The 21,277-nt window shown below is 30.8% G+C and carries 25 protein-coding genes; 12 read left to right on the forward strand and 13 right to left on the reverse strand.

Features of this window, described 5'->3' with window-relative positions; all coding sequences use genetic code 11:
• Window positions 1-14 precede the first annotated feature (14 nt).
• Window positions 15-1,232, forward strand: a complete 1,218-nt coding sequence (locus tag METVI_RS0104460) for a M20 family metallo-hydrolase (RefSeq protein ID WP_004589822.1) — start codon at window positions 15-17, stop codon at window positions 1,230-1,232.
• Here the strand turns inward: METVI_RS0104460 and METVI_RS0104465 are convergent.
• Both METVI_RS0104465 and spcS read right to left on the reverse strand, forming a co-directional pair.
• On the reverse strand, window positions 1,191-2,258 hold the full coding sequence (locus METVI_RS0104465; RefSeq protein WP_004589821.1) for an MnmC family methyltransferase: 1,068 nt from the start codon (window positions 2,256-2,258) through the stop codon (window positions 1,191-1,193). The genes METVI_RS0104460 and METVI_RS0104465 overlap by 42 nt on opposite strands.
• Window positions 2,259-3,566 carry an O-phosphoseryl-tRNA(Sec) selenium transferase gene (spcS, locus tag METVI_RS0104470; protein WP_004589820.1) on the reverse strand — a complete coding sequence of 436 codons (1,308 nt, stop codon included), beginning with the start codon at window positions 3,564-3,566 and terminating at the stop codon, window positions 2,259-2,261.
• Between the two features lie 157 nt (window positions 3,567-3,723).
• On the opposite strand from spcS, the gene modA reads away from it, so the two are divergent.
• From modA to METVI_RS0104485, 3 genes are read left to right on the forward strand one after another with little or no spacing between them, the layout of a single operon-like run.
• On the forward strand, window positions 3,724-4,527 hold the full coding sequence (modA, locus tag METVI_RS0104475; protein ID WP_004589819.1) for a molybdate ABC transporter substrate-binding protein: 804 nt from the start codon (window positions 3,724-3,726) through the stop codon (window positions 4,525-4,527).
• Window positions 4,518-5,318: an ABC transporter permease gene (locus tag METVI_RS0104480; RefSeq protein WP_004589818.1), complete on the forward strand. Its 801-nt coding sequence runs from the start codon at window positions 4,518-4,520 to the stop codon at window positions 5,316-5,318. The genes modA and METVI_RS0104480 overlap by 10 nt, the downstream gene beginning before the upstream one ends.
• Before the next feature lie 22 nt (window positions 5,319-5,340).
• Window positions 5,341-6,405, forward strand: coding sequence for an ABC transporter ATP-binding protein (locus METVI_RS0104485; protein ID WP_004589817.1), 1,065 nt, complete (start codon window positions 5,341-5,343; stop codon window positions 6,403-6,405).
• On the opposite strand, the gene fwdC is transcribed toward METVI_RS0104485, so the two are convergent.
• The 9 genes from fwdC to METVI_RS0104530 all read right to left on the reverse strand — a co-directional run bounded on the left by fwdC (window position 6,402) and on the right by METVI_RS0104530 (window position 13,571).
• Window positions 6,402-7,223, reverse strand: a complete 822-nt coding sequence (gene fwdC / locus METVI_RS0104490) for a tungsten-dependent formylmethanofuran dehydrogenase subunit FwdC (protein WP_004589816.1) — start codon at window positions 7,221-7,223, stop codon at window positions 6,402-6,404. The two genes, METVI_RS0104485 and fwdC, sit on opposite strands and share 4 nt — an antisense overlap.
• A 19-nt stretch (window positions 7,224-7,242) precedes the next feature.
• Window positions 7,243-8,943, reverse strand: coding sequence for a tungsten-dependent formylmethanofuran dehydrogenase subunit FwdA (gene fwdA, locus METVI_RS0104495; RefSeq protein ID WP_017981069.1), 1,701 nt, complete (start codon window positions 8,941-8,943; stop codon window positions 7,243-7,245).
• Window positions 8,944-8,953: 10 nt separating this feature from the next.
• Window positions 8,954-9,346 (reverse strand): tungsten-dependent formylmethanofuran dehydrogenase subunit FwdD, encoded by a 393-nt coding sequence (gene fwdD, locus METVI_RS0104500; protein ID WP_004589815.1) that lies wholly within the window; start codon window positions 9,344-9,346, stop codon window positions 8,954-8,956.
• A gap of 8 nt (window positions 9,347-9,354) precedes the next feature.
• Window positions 9,355-9,606: a 4Fe-4S binding protein gene (locus METVI_RS0104505; protein ID WP_004589814.1), complete on the reverse strand. Its 252-nt coding sequence runs from the start codon at window positions 9,604-9,606 to the stop codon at window positions 9,355-9,357.
• 10 nt (window positions 9,607-9,616) lie between these two features.
• Window positions 9,617-10,753 (reverse strand): tungsten-dependent formylmethanofuran dehydrogenase subunit FwdF, encoded by a 1,137-nt coding sequence (fwdF, locus tag METVI_RS0104510; protein WP_004589813.1) that lies wholly within the window; start codon window positions 10,751-10,753, stop codon window positions 9,617-9,619.
• Window positions 10,725-11,192, reverse strand: coding sequence for a 4Fe-4S binding protein (locus tag METVI_RS0104515; RefSeq protein ID WP_004589812.1), 468 nt, complete (start codon window positions 11,190-11,192; stop codon window positions 10,725-10,727). Before METVI_RS0104515 ends, fwdF begins: the two co-directional genes overlap by 29 nt.
• Window positions 11,193-11,284: 92 nt before the next feature.
• Entirely contained in the window at window positions 11,285-12,655 is a 1,371-nt protein-coding gene (locus tag METVI_RS0104520; protein ID WP_004589811.1) for a PFL family protein, read from the reverse strand.
• Window positions 12,634-12,927 (reverse strand): DUF167 family protein, encoded by a 294-nt coding sequence (locus tag METVI_RS0104525; RefSeq protein ID WP_004589810.1) that lies wholly within the window; start codon window positions 12,925-12,927, stop codon window positions 12,634-12,636. The genes METVI_RS0104520 and METVI_RS0104525 overlap by 22 nt, the downstream gene beginning before the upstream one ends.
• The gene (locus tag METVI_RS0104530) at window positions 12,924-13,571 is read right to left on the reverse strand and encodes a DUF5612 domain-containing protein (RefSeq protein ID WP_004589809.1); all 648 of its coding nucleotides are present in this window, start codon (window positions 13,569-13,571) and stop codon (window positions 12,924-12,926) included. Before METVI_RS0104530 ends, METVI_RS0104525 begins: the two co-directional genes overlap by 4 nt.
• An 81-nt stretch (window positions 13,572-13,652) precedes the next feature.
• Between METVI_RS0104530 and METVI_RS0104535 the strand changes: the two genes are divergently transcribed.
• Genes METVI_RS0104535 through METVI_RS0104555 form a run of 5 tightly spaced genes read left to right on the forward strand, consistent with a single transcriptional unit; the run spans window position 13,653 to window position 16,671 of the window.
• On the forward strand, window positions 13,653-14,909 hold the full coding sequence (locus tag METVI_RS0104535; RefSeq protein ID WP_017981070.1) for a CBS domain-containing protein: 1,257 nt from the start codon (window positions 13,653-13,655) through the stop codon (window positions 14,907-14,909).
• Between the two features lie 57 nt (window positions 14,910-14,966).
• The gene (locus METVI_RS0104540; RefSeq protein WP_004589808.1) at window positions 14,967-15,152 is read left to right on the forward strand and encodes a 50S ribosomal protein L37e; all 186 of its coding nucleotides are present in this window, start codon (window positions 14,967-14,969) and stop codon (window positions 15,150-15,152) included.
• 5 nt (window positions 15,153-15,157) lie between these two features.
• Complete coding sequence (locus METVI_RS0104545; protein WP_004589807.1) at window positions 15,158-15,577, forward strand: translation initiation factor IF-2 subunit beta; 420 nt, start codon at window positions 15,158-15,160, stop codon at window positions 15,575-15,577.
• Between the two features lies 1 nt (window position 15,578).
• Window positions 15,579-16,292, forward strand: coding sequence for a hypothetical protein (locus METVI_RS0104550; RefSeq protein WP_004589806.1), 714 nt, complete (start codon window positions 15,579-15,581; stop codon window positions 16,290-16,292).
• Entirely contained in the window at window positions 16,285-16,671 is a 387-nt protein-coding gene (locus METVI_RS0104555) for a DUF2209 family protein (RefSeq protein ID WP_004589805.1), read from the forward strand. Before METVI_RS0104550 ends, METVI_RS0104555 begins: the two co-directional genes overlap by 8 nt.
• On the opposite strand, the gene METVI_RS0104560 is transcribed toward METVI_RS0104555, so the two are convergent.
• On the reverse strand, window positions 16,654-17,229 hold the full coding sequence (locus METVI_RS0104560; protein ID WP_017981071.1) for a FumA C-terminus/TtdB family hydratase beta subunit: 576 nt from the start codon (window positions 17,227-17,229) through the stop codon (window positions 16,654-16,656). The genes METVI_RS0104555 and METVI_RS0104560 overlap by 18 nt on opposite strands.
• A gap of 21 nt (window positions 17,230-17,250) precedes the next feature.
• Here METVI_RS0104560 and mfnF point away from each other — a divergent pair, with 21 nt between their 5' ends.
• Genes mfnF through METVI_RS0104575 form a run of 3 tightly spaced genes read left to right on the forward strand, consistent with a single transcriptional unit; the run spans window position 17,251 to window position 20,435 of the window.
• Complete coding sequence (gene mfnF, locus METVI_RS0104565) at window positions 17,251-18,210, forward strand: (4-{4-[2-(gamma-L-glutamylamino)ethyl]phenoxymethyl}furan-2-yl)methanamine synthase (protein WP_004589804.1); 960 nt, start codon at window positions 17,251-17,253, stop codon at window positions 18,208-18,210.
• On the forward strand, window positions 18,204-19,436 hold the full coding sequence (locus METVI_RS0104570) for a phosphoglycerate kinase (RefSeq protein ID WP_004589803.1): 1,233 nt from the start codon (window positions 18,204-18,206) through the stop codon (window positions 19,434-19,436). Before mfnF ends, METVI_RS0104570 begins: the two co-directional genes overlap by 7 nt.
• Window positions 19,437-19,463: 27 nt before the next feature.
• The gene (locus METVI_RS0104575; protein ID WP_004589802.1) at window positions 19,464-20,435 is read left to right on the forward strand and encodes a methanogenesis marker 2 protein; all 972 of its coding nucleotides are present in this window, start codon (window positions 19,464-19,466) and stop codon (window positions 20,433-20,435) included.
• Here METVI_RS0104575 and hemC read toward each other — a convergent pair.
• The gene (gene hemC, locus METVI_RS0104580) at window positions 20,424-21,269 is read right to left on the reverse strand and encodes a hydroxymethylbilane synthase (RefSeq protein ID WP_004589801.1); all 846 of its coding nucleotides are present in this window, start codon (window positions 21,267-21,269) and stop codon (window positions 20,424-20,426) included. The genes METVI_RS0104575 and hemC overlap by 12 nt on opposite strands.
• Between the last annotated feature and the right edge of the window lie 8 nt (window positions 21,270-21,277).

Genomic DNA, 21,277 nt, shown 5'->3' on the forward strand with positions numbered 1-21,277 from the left:
ATTTTGTTGATATTATGGAAGAGTTAGCTATTAAAATTGCATCAGATTTGATAAAAATAAACTCAGTAAATCCTGCATTTGGAGGAAATGGGGAAAAAGAAAAAGCTGAATATGTTAAAAAAATTATAAATGATTTTATAAAGATATATAATATCCATAATTATTCTTTAAAAGAGTATAATGTAAAAGATAAGAATGGTTTTGAAAGACCAAATATAGTTTTTAAGATAAATTTCAATAGGGAAAAGAGTTTACATATTATTTCCCATCTGGATACAGTACCTGAAGGGGATATAAAATTATGGGAAACCCCTCCTTATGAACCAGTTATAAAAGATGGAAAAATTTATGGAAGAGGTGCTGAAGACAATCATAAAGCTATTGTTTCATCTCTCTTATTAATCCCTTTAATTTATGAAAGTGGATTAAATCCAAAATATAATTTGTCATTGATATTTGTATCTGATGAAGAAGCTGGAAGTGAATATGGATTAAAATATTTATTAAACTTTGAAAATGAGATATTTAAAAAAGATGATATTATCATTGTCCCAGATTTTAGTTCTAAAAATGGAGAACTTATTGAAATTGGAGAAAAAGGAATCTTATGGGTGCTCTTCTCTTTTATAGGTAGTCAATGTCATGGTAGCACTCCAGAAGAAGGATTAAATTCTAATCTTATAGCTTTTAACTTCTCTAATTTATTATATAATAAACTGTATAATAAATACAACAAAAGGGATGAAATCTTCCTCCCCCCTTATTCAACATTTGAACCTACAATAGTTAAAAATAATGTAACAAATCCTAACACTATCCCAGGATATACTGAAGTAGCTTTTGATTGCAGAATTCTGCCATGTTATAAGATAGATGATATATTAGAAGATATTAAAAAAGCTATAAATGAATTTGATTTTAAAAAATATATAAATTATTTCTCTGGAGAACCAAAAATTGAATATAAAATTCTACAGAGACAGGAACCAAATTACACTGATAAACAGTCTGAAACAATAGAAGAGCTAAAAAGGGCTATTAAAAATGTATTACATGTAGAACCAAAGCTTTGTGGTATGGGAGGGGGAACAGTTGCAGCATTTTTAAGATATAAAGGATATAATGTTGCAGTTTGGGGTATTGGCGAAGGAACTGCACATCAACCTAATGAGCATATAAAAATAGAGGATCTAATAAAGATGGCTAAAGTTTTCTATGAGATCTTGAAATGAGTAATAACCATAGTATGTTTTTCTCATCTTTTTTATAATTTCTGTTGAGTTTAAATTTTCTTTTTGTATATCTAACAATTCTTTTGGTATTTTTCCTTTTTTTATTTTTTTAGTTGATATATATTTTCCCTTTTTTGTTAAAATATCTTTTAGAATCATTTTATTTTTTTCTCTTTCATTTATAATTTCCTCCTTTCTAGCATTTAATTTCTTATCTCTATATGGTAAAGCTGTTATGGATAATGCTATAACTCTCTCATCAACTTCATTTATCCTTTTACTCCATCTGTTCTTATAAGCTAAAGATATACACCTTTTTCTATCTAAACTCTCTTCTTCAGAAATGATAAATGAGTTATCAACTAAAGCAGATCTAAATGGTATTGATGAGGAATAGGATAATAAAACCCCACCATTTTTTAATCTAAGATAAACCTCTCTTAAAAAATCATATGTATAGAGTGTAGGATCTCTCTTTGGAGAGAAAGCATCATGAAAAACTATATCATAACAAGATTGTGACTTTTTAATAAACTTCCTAGCATCCTCTATATACAATTTTATATTTTCATGTTCAGATTTATAATTTGGTAGGAAATGCTCCCTTATTTTATCCTTTATTATCTCATGTTCTTCAAATGGTATATCTAAGAATAGAGATAGGAATAATACTTCTTCAGAAATTTCAACCATGTCTATTTTAGCTCTTTTATTAAAGTGTAAAGCTGCAACAGCATTATAACAAAGCCCACTACAGAGATCCAATATTTTTGGCTCTTTCATTTTTTCTAAGTTAGAAGGTTTAACAAATTTATAAATAGCTTCAGTCAAAGCTCCAATTCTGGAGTGCATCATCTCATTTATATCCTCTGAAACTAATGTTAAACTCCCGTCTTCTGTCTCCACTAACAAATTTTTCTCTTTTAATTCATTTATTATCTTACCCTTAATATAATCCTCATTTTCTAAATTATACTTCTTAATGTATTTTCTTATTATAGATAGAGCTTTACTATTTACTAACAATTATATCACTCTTTCAAGTTTTTCAACTACCTTATATATGTCCTCTTCTTTAACCCCAATAGCGGAATTTACAACAATATAATCATAAGGGTATTCTCCTAAATAGCAGGTTCCAAATTTATCATTCTTTCTAACCCCTCTTGGGCCTGTTATTCTCAAATTATACAATTTTGCAGCAACTTCAACAGGATCTTTTTTTGTAGTTATAGCTGAAGAAATTGGATTTTTTACATTTAAAACTTTTTCTCCTTTTTTCTCTGCAAGTTCATTTAATAAATTATCTAACAACTTCTTACACTCTTTTTGCTTTTTCATTAAATCTAAATATTTATTCATACCTAAAGATAAGAAGGATATCAATATATTAACCACTGGTGTAGCACAAGCCCTTCCTGGATAACAGAGAGAGGTTTCTCTCAAAAATTCTTTATCTCTTGAATAAATAATACCCCCTCCAATGGGTGTGAATAGATTTTTATCTGAAGAACTAACAACAGCATCAACCCTATATTTAAATGCCTTATTTAATTTATCAATGTAGAATTTGTTTTGAATAGCATAAGCTCCATTAATTATATGAGGGATATTAAATTCCTCACAGATTTTTGAGATTTCTATAACATCATCACTTTCTCTTGGAGGAAAAAATGTTAAAGTACTTAAAACACAGGGGTTATTATTTTCTTTTATCTCCTTTTTTATAGCATTCTCTATATCAGAAACATCAACTCTAACAGCATCTTCATAAAGTTTTGTCTCAACTAATCTCATTCTCATACCTATAAAAGAAGTAGCTTTTATTGGGCTTTTATGTGATGCATATGGGTAAATAACAACATTTGAATAATATCTTTTCCTTGCTGCACTTAAGCATAATGCCAAAGACATTCCAGTTGCTACTGGAGTAGCTATTGCATTAACTTTTAATCCCAAATTTTTCAAAAAATTTTCTAAAATCTTGTTAGTTAGGGCATACATTATACTTGCCCCTGGGGCTTTAGGTTGGGCATCAATTAAATTTCCACTCCTACCAATACCATGACAAAACCCTGCAACAAGTTCATTTTGAATTCTTGAAGCAATTCTTGCTTCCCTTTCTCCTATTTGAATAACTTTAGGATCTTTATCAGTATCCATTAAAGATAAGATTTTTAATAGAAGTTTTATTTTATCATCATCTAAACCTTCCTTTGGGATTTTTCTCTGATTAAAAATCTCCTCTATTATATTTAAATTATCTTTTAAAGTTAATTTTCCTCTTTTTTCCATATTTTCTGGAATGAGTCCAGTAAAATTTAAATTGAGCATAATATCATCCTCAAAATAAAATTAATCAATCTTCATTATAATATGGAAACTATATATAAACTTCTTTCCTAACATTTTTGTTAATCTAATATAATTAACATAAAGGTTAAATAGTAATGTATTATAATTAACACAATGAAAGATTTGAGGTGGAGGTATGAAAAAATTTACCATTTTAATTTTAACTGTGGGGTTTCTACTTATAACACTATGTGGATGTACAGAGAAAACACATGACTCTCAAAACAGTGCAAAAATCTACGAAGGGCATAGCATTATAGTCTTATGTGGGGCTGGTTTGATAAAACCTATGGAAGAATTGAAAAGAAATTTTGAAAACAAAACTGGAGCAAAAGTAAATGTTCATTATGGAGGTAGTGCTGAATTATTTGGAATCTTAAAAACAACTGGTGGGGATGTGTTTATCCCAGGGGCATATAAATACACAAAAGATGCTATGGATATAGGGTTGATTTTAAATGACACTGTTAAAAACATAACTTACCATATCCCAGTTATTATAGTTCCAAAAGGAAATCCTAAGAATATTAAAGATTTAAATGACTTAACAAAACCAGGAGTTAGAATAGCAATAGGAGATCCTAAATCCTCTGCAATTGGAAAAGTATCTGTAAAAATATTTGAAAAGAACAAGATTTGGGAAAAGGTAAAACCAAATATTGTAGTATATGCTCCAACAGTTAATCAGCTTTTAATATATGTGGCAACTAAACAAGTTGATGCAGCCATCATTTGGGAGGATATGACTACATGGTCACAGGCAAAAGGAAAAATAGAGGTTATTGAGATTCCAAAAGATAAAAACATAATAAAAACAATCCCAACAGCAGTTACAACAAAAGCTAAGGATTTGGAAGTTGCAAAAGCATTTAACAATTACATTTCAAGTGATGAGGCAAAAACAATATGGGAAAAATGGGGGTTTAAACCATGCAGGTAATTTCTTTTAGAAAATTCTGTATATTTATTGCGCTCTTACTAACATCACTACTTTTCATAGCAATTATCTCACTGTTTTTAGTCCCAAATCCAAAAGATGTATTGTCCTCAATAAGAACTAAAGAAATGATTTACTCTTTAAAACTTTCAATCATAACTTCTCTAATTTCAACTTTCACTGTAATGTTATTATCAATACCCGCAGGTTATGCATTATCAAGATATTCATTTAAAGGAAAAAATATGGTTAAATCCATACTTGACTTACCTATAGCATTTCCAGAGTTGGTTTTAGGTTTAGCATTGTTACTCCTCTTTGGTCAAACCTATATTGGAAAGTTTCTTGAGAGCATAGGAATACATGTGGTTTTTACAAAACTTGGTATAATTGTTGCTCAGGTATTTACAGCATTACCTTATGGTATAAGGATAATTTACTCCACATTTGAAGAGATAAGCCCAAGGTATGAATTTGTTTCAAGGGCTCTTGGATATAACGAACTTGAAACATTTATAAATGTAACACTGCCCTTAGCAAAGAATGGATTATTTGCCTCTACAATCATAACTTTTGCAAGGTGCATGGGAGCATTTGGAGCAGTTCTTATACTTGCAGGAGGTTCTTACTGTTATACAGAAACACTTCCAATAACACTCTACTTAAACATATCCTATGGAAATATAGGGATGGCAATTACAAGTGGAATTGTTTTAGTTATAATATCATTCATTGCAATATTTGCATTTGAAAAATTGGAAAGTAGCATGAGAAAAGGAGAAAATAAAATTTAATCCTTATTTAGGGTGAGAATAAATGTCATTTATCCAATTAGAAAATGTGAATATTAAATTAGGGGAATTTCATCTTAAAGATTGTAGTTTAAGTGTTGAAGAAGGAGATTATTTTACAATTATTGGTCCTACTGGGAGTGGTAAAACTATATTGTTGGAAACAATAGCAGGTTTTTATAAACCTGATAGTGGTAGAATAATTATGAATGGTATAGATATAACTGAACTTCCACCAGAAAAAAGAAATATAAGTATAGTTTATCAAGATTGTATGCTTTTTCCAAATATGAATGTTTTTGATAATATAGCATATGGTTTGAGGAAAAAAATTAAAGATAAAGAAACAATAAAAAATGAAGTCATCCATATCGCAAAAATTTTAGATATTGAACATCTCTTAGATAGATATCCAACAACACTTAGTGGTGGGGAGATTCAAAGAACTGCAATAGCAAGAGCTCTTATTGTTAAACCAAAACTCCTTCTTATGGATGAGCCTTTTAGTGCATTAGATGTGAAAACAAAAGAGAAATTAAGAAATCTCTTAAAGAAGGTTATTGATGAATATAACACCACAGTTATCCATGTAACCCATGATCTTGATGATGTTTGGAGTTTAGCTAATAAAGTTGCTGTTATGAGGTATGGAAAAATTCTTCAAATTGGTACGCCTGAGGAGATATTTAATAAACCTCTTCCAAATTTTGTAGCAGATTTTGTAGGAACAAATGTATTGACTGCTGAGGTTATTGGAAAAGAAGGAAATTTAACAGTTTTAAATGTTAATGGTTTAACTATTTATTCCACTGATAAATTGGATTTAAATGATAAACTTATAAAGATTTCAATTAGACCTGAAAAAATTATAATTTTAAATGGACATAATAATCCTAACAAGAAAAATATTTTCACTGGAAAAGTTAAACAAGTTATTAAAAAAGGGTATTTTATATGTTTAGTTGTAGATATAAATGGCATAAATATAAATATAACAATTACACCAAATACACATTTATTAGATTTTAAAGAAGGTGATGAGATAGATATACTAATCAAACCAGAAGATGTCCACATCATAAAATATTAAAATAGGTTAGGATTTTTATCTACTGAAATGTATAATTGCCCTTTTGGTTTCTCATTAACAAAATCTCCTGTTAATTTATAAAATTTACCTTCTACTTTAACTCCAGGATCTTTTTTCTTTAATTTTATTACAGGATTTTCTACAATACCTTCATATTTAAATGATGGTAATAAATCTTCTACCTCACCATAAACTACTATAGCCCCAGCTTTCATTTCTCCCCCTAACCTTGGCCCAACATTTCCATTAACAAATATAATTCCTCCATTTTGATGTATTCCTAAATACATTCCTGCATTTCCTTTAATGTGTATTTCCCCTCCATTCATAAACTCTCCAGCTTCTGATCCAATATTTCCTTCAACAATTATTTTTCCTCCACTCATCCCTCTCCAATCTCCTCTATATGATGAACCTAAATAGTTTTTAGCATTACCTTTAATAATAAGCTCTCCTCCTTTTAAATTCATTCCAGCCCATGAATCTGCATTTCCTTCAACAATTATTTTTCCTCCTTTCATCTCTGCCCCTACACCTATTCCTGCATCACCTTCAACTACAATCTCTCCTTTTGTCATTTTAGCTCCAATATACTTTAACTTCATTGTTGAGTTTTTTATAATTATTCTTGGCTCACTATCTATCTCATTTAATTCAATATCGAAAATATCTTCTAATTTAACAATTTTTTTTCCACAGTAGAGTTTTATATCTTTTATTTCATCAATTTTCATACTTTCTATTTTTTCTGGTAATACAGGATCCATCTCTACAGGAGAAACTAACTCTTTCTTTAGCTCCAATATCAACTCTTTCATCATTTCACCAAAAAAGTTTTTAGTTAATATCTGTAGCATCTATTTTAATAACTCTCCAGCTTCTTGCATATTCATCAGAAACTGGATAGTTATCAAGATTTACTGAGTAATATCTCTTAAACTTCTCTTCTAGATCTTTTTCAACCTCTTTCATTATATCTTCTCCAACTTGAACATCTAAGTAAATTGTATCTCCAAAGACCTCTTTAACAATTTCTCCATCTTTAACAACAATTTCTCCTCTCTTTAATACATATTTAGCAAATCTGAAAGCTCTTTCAATTTTTTTACCATCCTTTTCTTCTGGATCTATTTTATATATAGCAATATCTGCCTCTGCCCCCACACCAAGATGTCCTTTAAATTCACTAATTCCTAAAACCTTAGCTGGGTTAGCCCTTGTTACTTTAGCTATATCATATAAATCATACTCTTTATCAACATCTGCTATTCTTGCTCTCTCAACAGCCCATTTATGAACCTTATTTAACCATTCATCTCTATACTTCTTGCTCATCAACCATGCTATTATTCTTGGATATCTTGTAAATGGTCCTGCATTTGGATGATCTGTTGATAGAATTAACTTATCTACATCAGTGTAAAGGAACAATTCTAAACCAATAGCCCACTGTAATGCATAAACTGGACCTTTTGGAGAGTAAATAAATGGCACTACTCCTGAACCTGTTTCTAATTCAACATCACAGTTAGCCCACTTTAATTTATTTGTTCTATGTAAATCATATTCCATAGGTCCATCAGCAGTCATAGTTGTAGTTTCATCCAATGTTATTTGCCCAACATCTATCATAATGTGTTTAGATTTATTAACATACTCAGCAATTTCCACCCCTCTTGCCTCAAAATCTTTCCAAGAAGTTCCACCATAAGAGTGGAATTGAGCATGAGTATTATAATAAGATGTTTCTCTCTCTCCAATCCTTGGTTTGGCTTTTACATCTTCTAATAATTTCATAGTTTCTATTGTTGTTTCCCAATTTCCTGGATGTCCTAAATTGTTTGGATGTACATGAATAGAGTGGGGTAAGCCAAGCATCTCATTTACAATTCCCAAACCTTTAACAATTTCTCTTGGAGTTATGTCAAACCCTGGAACTGGATCATCTAAGCTTGTAACATTTAGCCCCCATCCCCAAGCTTCTGTTCCTCCTGGATTAACAATTTTTATAGCATAACCTCTTGTAGCTCTTAATACCCAAGCCACATAAGCTGCTAAAGCTTTATAATCTTTTTCTATTAAATACTGGAAAACAAACCAATTGTTTCCAAAAAGTGGATAAGCAGCTTTATCTATTTGTGGAGTGTCATAAAATTCTTCATGAACGTGCCTTGCTAATAATGGAGGCATTGCTGGCTCAAAAACTGTTGTATAACCCATTTCACAGTATTGATACCCTGTTTTATATGTTGATGGGACAGAAAACCCTGTTCCTGATTTTAATCCCTCTTTTTTATATACATCTTTAACACTATCCTCAGGTCTAAATATTCTACCAACATTAACTTTTGGTCCTGCAATGTGGCTATGGGGATCTACCCCCCCAGGCATTACTACACAGCCAGAAGCATCAATAACTTTAGCATTTTCAGAAACTTTTTCAACTATTTTTCCATCTTTAACACATATATCCATTTTTTCTCCATTAACACCATTTAAAGGATCATAAACAATTCCATTTTTTATTATGTATTCCATAATTTCACCTTTATTTTATGTAATATTTTTTCATAAGCTCTTCCATACTTAACACTTCTTCATCAGTTTTTTCTACTTCAACATAATAGTCATAATCTCCTTTAAAATATGGCATTCCTGTACTATCAGTGTAAGGATGAACTACAAGATTAGCCCAAGGTCCCATAGGGATGTATATGCTTCCTTCAGGTAATCTTTCATTAGCTTTTTTAACATAAACAACAACTTCTCCAAACTCAGATTTTACTTTAATTTTATCTCCTTCTTTAACATTAAGCTTTTTCATGTCTTCTTCATTCATATAGGCAATTGCAGCAGCTTTTCTATATAACTCTAAATTTTTTCCAGCCTCTATTCCCTGACCTTGCCAAATAGTTCTACCAGTGTTAAGCTTAAACTTCATTATTTCACCTAAATCAATTTAAATCTTAATTCTATAGCATTAACTGGGCAAGCTTCAACACATGCTCCACAACCCCCACATAGTTCAGGATTAACTACTTTAACAGTTCCATTTTCTACCAATATAACAACACTTTCCTCATTATAAGGCCCTTTGCCTCCCCATGTTTCTGGTAGTTTAGCATTTACAGGACATGAAACAACACAGTTACCACAGCCATGACACTTTTCTTCATGAACTATTAACTCATAAGCTTTCATTTCCTCACCTTTAATTTGTTGTTAATTTTTTGAAAGCTAATTTCCATGCTAATGCTTCTGGCTCTCTTTCAAAGTTAATTTTTGTTCTCTTTATTGTTATAGCATTTATTGGACATGCTTTTGAACACGCTCCACAAAGAACACAGAGATCTTGATTAACATAAATCTTTTCTGTTTTTTTAGGGATATCTTTTAAGCATATTCCACAGGTTTCACATATCTCTTTACTAACAGGATATTCACTTTTACCCTTTATTTTATCAGATTCTGGAAACTCTATAGCTGAACATGGACAGATAGCTACACAAGCCCCACAGGCATTACAAAGGTTTGTATCAATAATTACTTCTCCTTCAAATGGTTTTTCAACTTCTATAGCATCTGCTGGGCAAATTAAAGCACACCATCCACAGGTAACACATTTCTCTTTATCAACTTTAGTTTCTCCAGTAATGTCTTTATAAAGCTTAGCTTTTTTAACTCTCTTTATCATTGGACACTTATAACATATAACTTCAATAGCATCATGAGGACAGACAAATTCACAAACTTTACAGTAAACACATAAATCCTTATCAACTTTGATATCCAAAACAGGTTTTGGACAGACTGGTGATGGAGGGATATAGTCTAATATAATAGCATCAGCTGGACAGTAATCAGCACAGATTCCACAGAGAACACATCTATCTTTATTAATATTTATTTCTCCAATAACAAAATTCTTTCTTTCAGCTAACTCCCTATCAACTGTTATAGCATCCCTTGGACAGACCATTTCACACTGCTCACACAACACACACTTATCTTGACTAATCTTTATAGATCTCTTTATTTTTGGATAATTCTCATCCTCTTTAATTGATTTTCCATTTATTTTTAAGTCCATTGCATCAAATGGACATGCTGCTGCACAGAGACCACAGAGAGCACATGCATCTTTATCTATATCTAACTTTGGAGCATCTACAAGTCCTTTAGCTATTGCTCCTAAAGGACCAAGATGTATAGCTGAACATGGACAGATGTCATAACATATTCCACAGCCAACACATTTGCTATCTAACCAGATTAACTCTCTTTCTTGTTTTCCTTCTCTCTTTATAATTAAACCATCTTCAAAATACTCTTTTATTTGCACTATCATAATTTTCCCTCTTTAAGATTAATGCATTTGCAGGACAAAGTTCTAAGCATTTTAAACATAACCAACATTTATCTTTATCTATCTTTATTTTCATCCCTTCTTGAGATATTGCTTCACAAATTAAACAAGATCCACAGAAGAGGCATTTATTTTCATCCCAATATATTTCAATATCATACAGATTTTTTATCAGATTTTTTATTAACTCTTTATCCTCAATTAAGTTCTTTATTATCTTAACTCCTTCTCTTGGGGAGAGACTTTCAATAGCTCTTGCTACTCTAATAACTTTCTCTTTTGGATATTTTCCAGTTAAATAGTGAGAGATAGCTGATCTATTACACTTTAATAACTCAGCTATCTCCTCCTGAGTTAGACCTTTTCTTCTTAATTTCATAGCTACTATAGCTTTTACACCAGAGAGTATATGTTCAGGCATGATTCCACATGTTAGTATTGCTAACAAAATATATAAAAATATCTTCTTAAAATAGATGGAAAATTATATATAATAATGTTAGTAATGCTAACTTAATTTGTAAATCCTTGGAGAGGAGCAGGTATTTTTCCTCCTCTATTAATAAACTTCTCAGAAGAAAATTTATTGACTTTCATAACAATAGCCTTTCCTAATAATCCACCATATTCAACAATATCTCCTTCTTTAGCTCCTGGAATTGGGATAATTCTAACAGCAGTTGTTTTATTATTTATAACTCCTATAGCCATTTCATCAGCAATTATAGCAGAGATTGTAGCTTCAGGAGTGTCTCCAGGAATAGCTATCATATCTAAACCAACAGAACACACACATGTCATAGCTTCTAATTTTTCTAAACTGAGTGCTCCAGCTTTAACAGCTTCGACCATTCCACTATCTTCACTTACAGGAATAAATGCTCCACTTAAACCTCCAGCATATGTTGTAGCCATTAACCCTCCCTTTTTAACAGCATCATTTAGTAATGCAAGAGCAGCAACACTTCCATGAGTTCCACATTTCTCTAAACCCATAGCTTCTAAAATATTAGCAACACTATCTCCTTTAGCAGGTGTTGGAGCTAAGGAGAGGTCTACAATTCCAAATTTAATATTTAATTCTTTACAGATCTCCCTACCTATGAGCTCCCCAACTCTTGTTATTTTAAAAGCAGTCTTTTTAATTTCATTATGCAAAGTTCCAAAATCTGCATTCTTTAATTTCTCAACAACAGCTCTAACAACTCCTGGTCCTGAAATACCAACATTAATAGCCTTATCCCCCTCTCCAACACCATGGAAAGCTCCAGCCATGAATGGGTTATCCTCTGGAGCATTTGCAAATACCACAAGTTTTGCACAGCCAATAGCCTTCTCAGTTTTGTAAGCAGTATCTTTAATAATCTTACCCATTAACTTAACAATATCCATATTAATTCCAGTCCTTGTTGAAGCTACATTAACAGAAGAACAGACCCTTTCAGTCATTTTCATCATATCAGGAATAGAGTTTATTAAACAGAGATCTGCTTCAGTAGCATCTTTATGTACTAATGCCGAATATCCTCCTAAAAAATCAACTTTCACTTTTTTAGCAGCTTTATCTAAGGTTTTCCCAACTTCCACACAAGCTCCTATTTTATCATCAATATTTTTTAAAGCTCCTCCTATCAGTAGAGCTATAGGAGTTACAGCCACTCTCTTATTAACAATAGGTACACCATATTTCTCTGAAATTCTATCAGCTGTTTCTACTAAATTTTCAGCTGAAGAAACTATTTTATTGTAAATATTTTCTTTTAGCTCATCCAAATCATTTGATACACAATCTAATAAGCTAATTCCCATAGTAACTGTTCTTAAATCTAAATTCTCCATTTTTATCATTTTTATTGTTTCAATTATTTCTTCTGGTAAGAACATTTAATCACCCTTTCAACATCTTCTTTTTTAACTCCTTTAATTAGCACAGATTTTTTTGATGAAGTTGTACCTGAGAGGATCTCAATATCACTATTAAATAACTTTCTAAAAAACTTTATTATTTCTTTATTAGCCTTCCCCTCTACAGGAGGAGCTTTTATTTTTACCATAACTCTTTTTCTCCATTCATTAATTCCAAAAATCTCATTTTTATTAGCATTTGGTTGTACCTCTATATCAACAATAACCCCATCTTTACATTCTCTTATCATAATATCCTTCCTCTAACTTTATTTATATCAAATTTAGCAGTTTCAGCTATAGCCATAACTGCTAAAACACCAGCTTGTAATGGGTCTCCAACCACTAAATCAGCTTCTTTTGGGACAGAACCAAACATTTTTAAACTTATAACTATAATTCCATTTTTCTTTAATTCCCTAACAGCTTCTGTTATCTTTCCTCCCATTAATGACCCTGCCAAAACTAAAACTCCAACTCTCGGAAGCTTAGCAACAGCTTTTACAGCTTCATATAAGTTCTCTTCTCCTACTAAAGGGATAGTATCAACACTTATTCTCTCTCCTCTTATATTATGCCTATCAGCTTCACTTATAGCCCCTCTAGCAACTTCAGCAACCTGTGCTCCACCACCAATAATAATAACTCTTTTACCAAAGATTTTCTTTAGTGTATTATGAATTTCAAAAGATTTTATAAATTTACACTTCTTTAATTCATCTTCTAATTTTTTTACATCATCTATCTCAATTTCCATATAGATAAATCCCACATCATTATCCTTTAAAAACTGTTGTGTATATAATATATTTCCGCCTAACTCAAATATTATTCCTGTTATTTTGTGTAAAACTCCTATTTTGTTTTCAGCTTCTATACTTAGACCAATCTCCATGATCTCACAACTTATTAATAAAATATAAATAATAATGCTTTAGATTATAATTACATTAAAATATTTACTGAGGGTGGAAAAATGTTTGATGAACCAATAAAAGAGATAATGACAAAAGATGTTGTAACAGTAACACCAGAAACACCAATATCAAAAGCCTTAGGAATTATGGAAGAGAATGGATTTCACCATTTAATTGTTGTAGATGAAAAAGAAGGAGAAGAGGAGTATTATCTTATTTCAATGAGAGATCTTCTACTTGCCCACTCATGGGAAGAGGAAGTTAGATCATTAATGTATAAACCCCATTATATTCATCAAGAAACTCCAGTTTTAGATGCAGTATGTGAGATGTTTGAAAGTGGGCAGAGGGCAGCTCCAATAGTGGATGATAACAATAAACTTGTGGGGATTGTTACAGATTTTGATATAATGGCAAGAGCTGCAAGGTCAAAGATAATGAAAGATACTCCAGTAAAAAAAATAATGACAAGAAATGTAATAACAATTAATGAAAATGACTCTATTGGTAAAGCTAGAGCATTGATGAGAGATCACAATATTGGTAGATTAGTTGTTGTTGATGATGAAGGAAAACCTGTAGGAATTGTTACAGAGATGGATATATTAAACTTAATAGTAAAACCAAAAAGAAAAATGAGATATGGAGAGGTTAAAGGGGAAAAATATCCAAGAATGGGACAACCTGTTAAATTAATTATGAGCACACCAATAATTTCTGTTGATTATGATGCTTCTGCAGCTGATGCTGCTAAATTGATGGAAGATTATGACATAAGAGGAGTGCCAGTTATAAAAATGGATGAGCTTAAGGGTATTGTGACAAGATATGACATAATGAAATATATTGCTGAGCTAAAGAAAGGAGCAATGGTTGAAGTCGAAATTCATGGGATGTTAGATCCTGACTATAAAGACTTAGCTGAAAGAATAATAGCCACAGAAGTTAGAAAGATGGTCAAATTGTCTGGAAAGGTTCATTGGATAAAAATAAATATTAAGAAAGAGAGAGATAAAGGGGGAGTGCCATATTATAGAATAACTACATATGTTAAAACTCCTCACAAATTGTATGTTGGAGAAGGTAAACCAAAGGCTTCATTGCCAAAGAGATTAGAAGAGATTGGAGAGGATGTAGATAAGATATCATTACATGAAAGATGGGAATTCATAGATATTTTAAAAGAATCCTTAGAATCAGTTTTAAGACAGATTGAAATTGATCATAAGAGATATGATCCAAAACATGATAAAAGAATTAGGAAAATATTAAAGCCTGAAGTAGAATTTAACCCAGAGGAATTTAAGAGAGAGTAAAATTTATATATATTAATTTTATATTTTTATTGCTTAATAATTTATGAGGTGATTTGTATGTCTAAAGGAACTCCTTCAATGGGTAAGAGAAATAAAGGATCATATCATATAAGATGTAGAAGATGTGGAAGAAGGGCATATCATGTAAGAAAAAAGAGATGTGCTGCATGTGGTTATCCAAATCCAAGAATGAGAAAATACTCATGGCAAAATAAAAAGGTTAATGGTAAAAGAGTAAGGTAGATAATATGGAAATAGACTATTATGACTACAAAGCTTTACTAAAAAGAGCTAGAGAGCAAATACCTGAGTATGTTTATCAAAAAGATAGGTTTGAACTACCAGAGATAGAGTTGTTAATAGAAGGAAATAGAACAATAATAAGGAACTTTAAAGAACTTGCTAAAGCTATGAATAGAGATATGGAGATGTTAGCTAAGTATTTATTTAAAGAAACTGGTAGTGCTGGAAGTATTGAAGGAAATAGATTAATATTACAGAGAAGAATTAACCCTGAATTATTAAAAGCAAGGATAAATGATTTCTTAAGAGAATATGTTCTATGTAAGGAGTGTGGAAAACCAGATACAAAAATTATTAAAGAAGGTAGAATACATTTATTAAAATGTACAGCTTGTGGAGCTATAAGGCCTATAAGGATGATATAACATGTTTAAAAAATTTTTATGTCTAAATTTAAAATATAAAATAACTTTAACTTATTTTTTAACTTGGTTAGGTTTTTTAATCTCATTCTCTTTTGGAAAATTTTTAATCTTCCTATCAAATATCTTAAAATCTGAACCTATAAAAAAACCAGCTGAAATTGCTAAGACTTTTGGAGAAATGAAATTTTATGCAGTTTCTTCAGTAATATCTCAAAATGTTTCTATTCCATATCTCTCTTATGCTCTCTCTTATATAATAAACAATTCAATCTCTTGTATGATGATAATAGCTGTTTTTGCTTTAGCAGGTTATTTAAGTTCAAAAGAAAAAGCTGAAGAGAAGGAATATTTAAGATTTATATGTATTCTGTTTATCTTTGCCATAGCTAATCCAATAACAGCACTTATTGGAGTGAATTTAGAATTTAAAGATTTAATAGCTATTGTCCCACATGGTATTTTTGAATTTTTTGGATACTCCTTAGCTGTTGTTTTGGGTTTAGAATTGGCTAATATATTTTATCCAATTAAAGAGAAAGTGAGTATTAAAAGTATAGCTATATTATTAATGTCAATATTTACCTTTATTTCAATAGCAGGATTTTTAGAACCAATAGATTGGTTAATTTACAACTATGCTAAGGCTAATAATTTAGATCTATTTAAAACATTTTTTACAGTTTATAAAAGCCTTATTTGGGGGTTAAATGGTTAAGGTATTGGCAATAGATATTTCAGGAAGACATCATGAGAATAAAGAGTTTTTTAGAGTATATGCTGGGGTTTTATTAGAGATAGAAGCAGATAGAATAGTGCATGTTGAAAAGATAGATGTGTTAATTAAAAAAGAGGAGTCTCAAAAATTGAGAGATATTTTAAAAGAGACTATTGAATTAATAAATAAAATTGGTGGAGAGTTTGAATATATTCTATGTGAAAAAGGAGAATTTTTTAATCTTCCAAAAGAGCAAGTTTCATCAATATTAAAGAGGCATGTGATATATCCAAGAACAAGAGGGGAAAAAGAGGCTATTAACATAGCCCACCATGTTTCATACTCTGTTAGAAAGTTATTATTAAATGAGGGTTTTTAATCTTTCATAAACTCTTCTATTCACTTCTTCATATAAACTATTTCCATTAGCATCCATAGTTACAACTAAAGGTCCAAAATTCTTAACCCTAAGTTTCCAAACAGCCTCTGCCATACCTAACTCTTCTAAGAAATAAACATCTTCAACCTTTTCAACTGCATTAGCTAAAAGGGCTGCACAACCTCCAGGGGCGGAGAGGTATAAAACATTATATTCATTAAAAATCTTTAGTAACTCCTTCTTCATTCCTCCTTTTCCAATAATTGCTGATATATTTGTTAATTTTATAAACTCTTCTTCTATATCATCCATTCTTGCAGAGGTTGTAGGGCCTATAGATACAACATGCCATTCATCTCCTTCTTTTCTCATTATTGGGCCTGCATGGTAAATGATTGCTTCATTTAAATTAAATGGAAGATCTTCACCATTTTTTAATATATCTATTATTTTTAAATGAGCCTTATCTCTAGCAGTATATATTACCCCATTTAAATAAATAACATCTCCAACTTTAAACTTTTTAACCTCCTTCTTACATATTCCATTTAGATTCATAACTATCACAGGTTGATGTTTATGTTAGGTATAGATATAGGAGGAGCTAACACAAAAATAGTTGATATAGATAATAATAAAGTTTATCATATCTACTTTCCAATATGGAAAATGAAAGATAGGTTAGTAGATTTGCTAAAAGATTTTTCAGATGATAAGGTAGCTCTAGTGATGACTGCTGAATTAGCTGACTGTTATAAAACTAAGAGAGAAGGGGTTGAGGATATATTAAATAAGGTAGGAAGTGTTTTTAAAGAAGTTTATGTTTTAGATGTTGATGGAAACTTTTTAACTTTAGATGAAGCTAAAAGGAATTATTTAAAAGTTTCAGCTTCAAATTGGATGGCATCAGCTAAATTTATTAGCAAATTTTATGATAATTGCATATTTATAGACATGGGATCTACAACCACTGATATCATCCCAATAAAAGATAAAAAGATTTTAGCCAAAAAGACTGATTTGGAAAGGTTAATGGAGAATCAGCTGTTGTATGTTGGAGCTTTAAGAACAAATTTATCATTTCTAACAAATAGAGTATTATTTAGAGGTAAAGAGACAAATATTTCATCAGAGTATTTTGCAATAACAGCTGATATTTGTAGAATACTGGGTAAGATTGATGAAAACGACTACTCCTGTGAAACACCTGATGGTGGTGGGAAAGATTTAGAAAGTTGTTATATTAGATTAGCAAGGGTTTTATGTGCTGATATTGAAATGGTTAGCAAGGATGAGTTGTATAGCTTAGCTGAACAGTTTTATAATAAGATATTAAATTTAATAAGAGAGAATGTTAATAAAGTTGCTAGTAGATATGGGATAAAAGATGTAGTCATATGTGGACAAGGAGAAGATATTATAAAAGATGCATTAAAAGATTATAATGTAATATCTATAAAGGAGAAATATGGTAAGGAGATATCTTTAGCTTTCCCAGCATTTGCTGTAGGGAAGCTTTTAGAGGTGGAAATATGCTAACCTTAGATGATTTTGATTTTGATAATAGAAGTGTAATATTGAGGGTAGATATAAATTGTCCAATAAATCCTGAAAGTGGAGAGATATTAGATGATAAAAGGATCAGAGAAGTGAAAGATACTATTAATGAGTTACAAGATGCTAAAGTAGTTATAATAGCTCATCAAAGTAGGCCAGGAAAGAAGGATTTTACATCATTAAAGAATCATGCTAAAAGGTTATCTGAGATTATAGGTAGAGATGTAAAATTTGTAGATGAGGTTATAGGGTCAAGAGCTAAGAAAGAGATAAGAGATATGGAAAAAGGAGATATAATAATGTTAGAAAATATAAGATTCTACTCTGAGGAAGTTTTAAGTGATTGGAAAAATTGGAAAGGAATTACTCCAAAAAAGCAGGCAAATACCTACATTATAAAAACACTTTATCCAATGTTTAACTATTTTGTAAATGATGCCTTTGCAGCAGCTCATAGAGCTCAGCCATCTTTAGTAGGTTTCTCTTACTATATGCCAATGATTGCTGGAAGATTGATGGAGAGGGAAATAAGAGTATTATCAAAGGTTTTAAATAATCCAGAGAAACCATGTGTATATGTTTTAGGTGGAGCTAAGGCAGATGATTCTATCAAGGTTATTAAAAATGTTTTGGAAAATGGTACAGCTGATAAAGTTTTAACTTCAGGAATAGTAGCAAATATATTTTTAGCAGCAAAAGGCTATGATTTAGGTGTGAACTTAGAAATAATAAAAAATCTTAAGTTTGAAAAATTAATTGAAGTAGCTAAAGAGTTATTGGATAAGTATAGAGATAAAATAGTGTGTCCAATAGATATAGCCCTTAATGTGAATGGAAAAAGAGAAGAAATGGAATTAAATGGAAAATGTATTAACTATCCCATAAATGATATTGGAGAAAAAACAATAGAGCTGTATAGAGAAATTATCTCCGAAGCTAAAACAGTTGTTGCTAATGGACCTGCTGGAGTTTTTGAGAATAAAGATTTTGCTAAAGGAACTATAGAAATTTTAAAAGCTATTGCAAATTCAAAAGCTTTCTCTGTTATAGGAGGAGGTCACCTATCAGCTGCAGTTGAGATGTTTGGACTCTCTGATAAGATAAGCTATATAAGCACTGGAGGAGGAGCTACATTAGAATTCTTGGCTGGAGAGGAATTACCTGTAATAGAAATGTTAAAGGAATCTTATAAAAGATATAAAAAATAAATTTTCTTATTTTTTTGGGGATAATTTATGTTAAAGAAAATAATTGAAGAGATAAAGAACTTTGAAGGAGTAATTAGGAAAAGAGAGATTAAGGAAGTAGTGAATATAATAAATTTTATTGATAGTGATTATGAGTTTGATATCATTGTTGATTATGGAGATGATGCAGCAGTTATAGGGATAGATGGAAAAAATGCTATACTATTGGCTGCTGATGGAATTTGGGGTAAATTATTAGAAGCAGATCCATGGTGGGCAGGATATTGTTCAGTTTTAGTTAATTGTAAAGATATAGCTGCAATGGGTGGAAAAAGTATTGGAATGACAAATATTTTAAGTATAAAAGATAAAGAAACTTGTAAAATGGTATTGAAAGGAGTAAAAGATGGAGTTAAAAAATTTGGAGTGCCAATGGTTGGAGGGCATACTCATCCAGATGCACAGTGCAATGTTTTAGATGTTGCTATAACAGGAATAGCTAAGAGAGACAAGATATTGAGAAGTGATAATGCTAAAGTTGGAGATAGAATAATTTTTGCTTATGATTTAGATGGAAGATTGTATGACAAATTTCCACTAAATTGGGACACAACTACAATGAAATCAAAAAAGATCGTTAGAGCACAGATGGATGTTCTAATAGACATTGCAGAAAACAATTTAGCTAATTCTTGTAAAGACATTAGTAATCCTGGAGCTATTGGTACGTTGGGAATGTTACTTGAGGTCTCTAAAAAAGGTGGAGTAGTTGATTTATTAAAGATCCCTAAGCCTGATAATATAGATTTAAAACATTGGCTTAAAGTTTATCCAGGAAGTGGGTATGTATTAACAGCAAGGAAAGAAAATGTTAATGAAATAAAAAAACTCTTTGAAGATGTAGGAATGACAGCTGAAGACTGTGGAGAGATTATAAAAGATAGAAAACTTTATTTAAAATATAAAGATGAAAAAGATATTGTTTTTGACTTTGAAAAGGAGTATATTTCAGGATGCTAATATTCTTCCTATATCTTCACCCAACTGTCTAGCCATTTTAATATCATCAATTTTGCATCTAACCCTTCCAAGAGCCTCTTTTTTAATAGTTTTAGCTTTTAAATATAAAATATTATCCTTATATTCAGCTAAAGCTCCAAAAGGTTCTAAACATCCTCCACCAAATGCCCTTAATGCAGCTCTTTCACATTCAGCTAGTAGATAACTCTCCTCATGATTTATCTTTTTTAATATATTTATTATCTCTCTATCTCCTTTTCTACATGCAACAGCTATTATCCCTTGAGCAGGAGCGGGAAGGATATTTAATCTCTTATAATTAAATTCACTTAAATCTATTTTTAACCTCTCAATTCCAGCTTCAGCTAAAACAATAGCATCATACATTTTATCTCTAAGCTTCCTTAACCTTGTATCCACATTCCCCCTTAATAGCTTAAACTCTGCATTTGGATATAATTCCTTTAAAAAAGCTCTTCTTCTTTGACTAGAAGTTCCAATAACCTTAATATCTTTCACATCTTTTCTCCAGATCATTAAGTCATATGGGCTATCCCTCTTTAACACTGCAGCAACAGTTAATTCATCATGCCAAACTGTAGGAATATCCTTATAGCTATGAACAGCAATATCTATCTCATTATTTAACAAAGCTAAGTCTAACTCTTTTGTAAAAACTCCAATACCAATATCTGAAAGTTTTTTATCCAATATTTTATCCCCTGTAGTTTTTATTATCTTTATATTCACATCATATCCTAATTTTTTTAATTCATTAACTACTTTTTCAGTCTGACAAAGAGCTAATTTACTACCCCTTGTTCCAACAATCATTTAACCAC

It is taken from the genome of Methanocaldococcus villosus KIN24-T80, from assembly GCF_000371805.1.
GTDB classification, from domain to species: domain Archaea; phylum AGJL01; class Methanococci; order Methanococcales; family Methanocaldococcaceae; genus Methanocaldococcus; species Methanocaldococcus villosus.

Bases quoted from the DNA above. Each gene is read 5' to 3' on its own strand.
- METVI_RS0104460 (WP_004589822.1), top strand. From the start codon at position 15: ATGGAAGAGTTAGCTATTAAAATTGCATCAGATTTGATAAAAATAAAC.
- spcS (WP_004589820.1), bottom strand. From the start codon at position 3,566: ATGCTCAATTTAAATTTTACTGGACTCATTCCAGAAAATATGGAAAAA.
- modA (WP_004589819.1), top strand. From the start codon at position 3,724: ATGAAAAAATTTACCATTTTAATTTTAACTGTGGGGTTTCTACTTATA.
- METVI_RS0104480 (WP_004589818.1), top strand. From the start codon at position 4,518: ATGCAGGTAATTTCTTTTAGAAAATTCTGTATATTTATTGCGCTCTTA.
- METVI_RS0104485 (WP_004589817.1), top strand. From the start codon at position 5,341: ATGTCATTTATCCAATTAGAAAATGTGAATATTAAATTAGGGGAATTT.
- fwdC (WP_004589816.1), bottom strand. From the start codon at position 7,223: ATGAAAGAGTTGATATTGGAGCTAAAGAAAGAGTTAGTTTCTCCTGTA.
- fwdA (WP_017981069.1), bottom strand. From the start codon at position 8,943: ATGGAATACATAATAAAAAATGGAATTGTTTATGATCCTTTAAATGGT.
- fwdD (WP_004589815.1), bottom strand. From the start codon at position 9,346: ATGAAGTTTAAGCTTAACACTGGTAGAACTATTTGGCAAGGTCAGGGA.
- METVI_RS0104505 (WP_004589814.1), bottom strand. From the start codon at position 9,606: ATGAAAGCTTATGAGTTAATAGTTCATGAAGAAAAGTGTCATGGCTGT.
- fwdF (WP_004589813.1), bottom strand. From the start codon at position 10,753: ATGATAGTGCAAATAAAAGAGTATTTTGAAGATGGTTTAATTATAAAG.
- METVI_RS0104515 (WP_004589812.1), bottom strand. From the start codon at position 11,192: ATGCCTGAACATATACTCTCTGGTGTAAAAGCTATAGTAGCTATGAAA.
- METVI_RS0104520 (WP_004589811.1), bottom strand. From the start codon at position 12,655: ATGTTCTTACCAGAAGAAATAATTGAAACAATAAAAATGATAAAAATG.
- METVI_RS0104525 (WP_004589810.1), bottom strand. From the start codon at position 12,927: ATGATAAGAGAATGTAAAGATGGGGTTATTGTTGATATAGAGGTACAA.
- METVI_RS0104530 (WP_004589809.1), bottom strand. From the start codon at position 13,571: ATGGAGATTGGTCTAAGTATAGAAGCTGAAAACAAAATAGGAGTTTTA.
- METVI_RS0104535 (WP_017981070.1), top strand. From the start codon at position 13,653: ATGTTTGATGAACCAATAAAAGAGATAATGACAAAAGATGTTGTAACA.
- METVI_RS0104540 (WP_004589808.1), top strand. From the start codon at position 14,967: ATGTCTAAAGGAACTCCTTCAATGGGTAAGAGAAATAAAGGATCATAT.
- METVI_RS0104545 (WP_004589807.1), top strand. From the start codon at position 15,158: ATGGAAATAGACTATTATGACTACAAAGCTTTACTAAAAAGAGCTAGA.
- METVI_RS0104550 (WP_004589806.1), top strand. From the start codon at position 15,579: ATGTTTAAAAAATTTTTATGTCTAAATTTAAAATATAAAATAACTTTA.
- METVI_RS0104555 (WP_004589805.1), top strand. From the start codon at position 16,285: ATGGTTAAGGTATTGGCAATAGATATTTCAGGAAGACATCATGAGAAT.
- METVI_RS0104560 (WP_017981071.1), bottom strand. From the start codon at position 17,229: ATGAATCTAAATGGAATATGTAAGAAGGAGGTTAAAAAGTTTAAAGTT.
- mfnF (WP_004589804.1), top strand. From the start codon at position 17,251: ATGTTAGGTATAGATATAGGAGGAGCTAACACAAAAATAGTTGATATA.
- METVI_RS0104570 (WP_004589803.1), top strand. From the start codon at position 18,204: ATGCTAACCTTAGATGATTTTGATTTTGATAATAGAAGTGTAATATTG.
- METVI_RS0104575 (WP_004589802.1), top strand. From the start codon at position 19,464: ATGTTAAAGAAAATAATTGAAGAGATAAAGAACTTTGAAGGAGTAATT.
- hemC (WP_004589801.1), bottom strand. From the start codon at position 21,269: ATGATTGTTGGAACAAGGGGTAGTAAATTAGCTCTTTGTCAGACTGAA.